Source organism: Solibacillus ferritrahens (genome assembly GCF_037027585.1).
Taxonomy (GTDB): domain Bacteria; phylum Bacillota; class Bacilli; order Bacillales_A; family Planococcaceae; genus Solibacillus; species Solibacillus ferritrahens.
On record NZ_JAXCLE010000048.1, the window covers coordinates 1 to 1,723 of the forward strand.

2 protein-coding genes and 1 pseudogene are annotated in these 1,723 nt (G+C 38.1%); 1 reads left to right on the plus strand and 2 read right to left on the minus strand.

From position 1 onward, the window contains the following. Positions 1 to 319: pseudogene (locus tag SNE38_RS19010) on the plus strand (transposase); the annotation flags it as partial. 110 nt (positions 320 to 429) lie between these two features. On the opposite strand, the gene SNE38_RS19015 reads toward SNE38_RS19010, so the two are convergent. After that, positions 430 to 873: an SMI1/KNR4 family protein gene (locus SNE38_RS19015; protein ID WP_336047167.1), complete on the minus strand. Its 444-nt coding sequence runs from the start codon at positions 871 to 873 to the stop codon at positions 430 to 432. Further along, positions 870 to 1,723, minus strand: an 854-nt coding sequence (locus tag SNE38_RS19020) for a pre-toxin TG domain-containing protein (RefSeq protein ID WP_336047168.1), incomplete at its 5' end; no start/stop codon positions are given. The genes SNE38_RS19020 and SNE38_RS19015, both read right to left, overlap by 4 nt.

Here is a 1,723-nt window from a genome sequence, read left to right on the forward strand (position 1 = left end):
CATTCAGGCCAATCTGAATGACGTCAAAATGTTTCATACTGACCGTGGAAAAGAGTTCGATAACAAACTAATTTCAGAGGCACTTGAAACATTCGGAATCCAGCGATCACTGAGCATGAAGTGATGCCCTTATGATAACGCCGTGGGTGAAGCGACGTTCAAGGTATTTAAAACAGAATTCGCTAATCAAGCTCACTTCGCCTCTCTTGAACAGCTCGCTCTTGAATTTGGGGATTACGTACACTGATTCAACAACCTACGAATTCACGGAACACTAGGCTATTTAACACCGATGGAATTCAAGTTACGGCCCCTATAATTTTTGTCCAGTTTAGTGTTGACATTCCAATTGTAATTTTATTCAAGTATCTGTTACCATCCCACAACATACTTAGATAAATAACTAAAACCTTTATGCTCATCATATCATTAAAAGTGAATATTTATTTCTTCTATTAATGCCTTTTCTAAATATTTTTCAAAATTAATAGCAATTACTTCTGCTTCAAATGTATCATGATCAAACCTTATTATTTCCGTATTAGGTGAGTTAAAACCTATTGGATTGCCCGCACCATCTATTCCAATTACAACAAATTTCTCATAATTTTTTGGGAGGCTCTCTCTAAATTTAAATGTTTGTTTTACAAATGATGGTGTAGCAACAAACTCTGCCTCTTTCAATCCTAAAACAATTGCTTCACCGACTGCTCCCGAACCATACCTTGTTAGAAACATTTTAAAATCCTCAGGTAACTTTACTTTTAGTTCATCTTCAGCTTGTGTCACTTCCTCAATATTAACAGGTCCTCCAAATGCTTCAGGGCACATTTCAAACTCTTCATCAATTGCATTTATCAATTCTACTTTCATTCGATTATTCCCCTTTTAATAATTTCATTTGCATATCTTGCTTTCCAGTATTCCTTACGCCATGTATTAAATTGTTGTCTGTCCTCCCCTGCACCAACTCCACCTTTATTCCCTAATGGATGCTGTCTTTTATTCCCTAAATCATGATATCTATTAGGCATTTCAATTATTGGTCCTTCAACCTTTTGTTTATGATGATGAAGTATTATTGTATCATTTGCCCCATCCTTTGGAGAGTAGCCCTTTTTAAATAAGTACTTTACCTGTTTATCAGATAAATGTGATAATGGGCGCTGCGCTTTAACCTCAATTCCTCTAAAAGTTGCTTTAAATTTACCTGTTTGTTCATATCCTTCTAATGCTTTTTGAATCTGTTTAGGCATTACTTTATAAATATCGTTTTTATCCGTACCCTTAGTCTGATCCTTAGCTTTCGCAGGTGGTAACGTTGTTGCACTTGCTTCCTTATTCGCCTGAGACGGTGCTTGCTGCTTTGTCGGATTTGCTGGTGTAGCGGAATCGGCCACATGTACTGTTTTACCTTTTGTATTTTTCGTTCCTGATGCTATGCTACCGAGAACCTTTCCTCCATGCTTCACACCTTTTACTAAAGGTCCTCCTAAAATAGCAGCAACTGATGCTCCGCGTTCCCAGCTTTCCAATTTTCTACCGGTAATTGGGTCTCTTCCAATCACGGCTTCCACTAATGCTTTCGCATTTCCTACTACTGGAATAAAGTCTAATCCTGCAGAGATTACGTCTTTATAGCCGCCCTCTTTGAAGGACGTATACGCAACGGCCACTTTTCCGCCGACCTTTTTCAAAGCCTTCTTCGTTTTCTTTACGGCGG